General features: G+C 63.4%; 1 protein-coding gene. It reads right to left on the minus strand.

Annotated elements, in window-relative coordinates:
• The coding region (mutL, locus tag A3754_RS07865; RefSeq protein WP_063519251.1) for a DNA mismatch repair endonuclease MutL at positions 1–1,238 on the minus strand (1,238 nt) is incomplete at both ends.

Genomic DNA, 1,238 nt, shown 5'->3' on the forward strand with positions numbered 1-1,238 from the left:
CTGCTCGGCAAAATCCGCTTCACGGGACGACACCGCCAGCGACACCGGCACCAGCAATGGCTGGCTGCGCACCTTGTCGTCCGCCCAGCTCTGCTTGAGCCGCTCATAGGTAATCCGTTCGTGGGCGGCATGCATATCCACCACCACCATGCCCTGCTGGTTTTCCGCCAAAATAAAAATGCCGTGCAGCTGCGCCACCGCATAGCCCAGCGGCGGCACGGTTTCGTTGTCGCTGGCCGGCGGCATCACCGACGGCGCTGATTCTCTGACCTGCTGTCCCACCAGGGCCCCGTAGGCATCGGCCTGCCGCTGACCCTGGCCATAGCCAAACGCACCGCCGCCGGGCGGGTAGGCGTGGCCGGCCGGGCTAGACAGGGAAGACATCCCCGCACCCGCTGGCGCAGACAGCGACATATTGCCCTGACTGGGCGCCATGGCTGTATCCATGCCGGCGGCTGGCGCCCCTTCATCGACCACGGAACCGGCCAGCTCCTGCCCCGGACGTACCCCGGCAATGGCGCGATGCAATGAGCTATACAGAAAACCATGTACCATCCGTTGTTCGCGGAAACGCACTTCGTGTTTGGTGGGGTGAACGTTCACATCCACCATGGCCGGGTCCAGCTCCAGAAACAGTACATAGGCCGGGTGGCGGCCGTGGTAGAGCACATCCGCATACGCCTGGCGCACCGCATGGCTGACCACCTTGTCGCGAATCACCCGGCCATTCACATAGAAATATTGCAGGTCCGCCTGGGAGCGGGAAAACGTGGGCAGGCCCATCCAGCCGTGCAGACGCAAGCCATCGCGCTCCACGTCCACGGCCACCGCCTGCTCCATGAAACCCTTGCCACACAGCTTGGCCACCCGCGCCGCCCGCAGGGTGTCATCCAGCCCGGCGGGCAACTGGTGAATCACTTTCTGGTTATGGGTGAGACGAAACGCGGTATTGAATTCACTCAGGGCAATGCGCCGAAACACTTCTTCGAGATGATTGAATTCGGTTTTTTCGGTGCGCAGGAACCGGCGTCGGGCCGGGGTATTAAAAAACAGGTCACGCATGGTCACGGTGGTGCCACGGGGGTGCCCCGCCGGCGATACCGTCGGCGCCATATCGCGCCCTTCCACGGTCACTTGCCAGCCTTCCGCTTCGCCTTCCACGTTACTGGCCAGGCTCAATCGAGAGACGGAGCTGATCGCCGCCAGCGCTTCCCCGCGAAAGCCCAACGTGCCGATGG

It is taken from the genome of Alcanivorax sp. HI0083 (genome assembly GCF_001635175.1).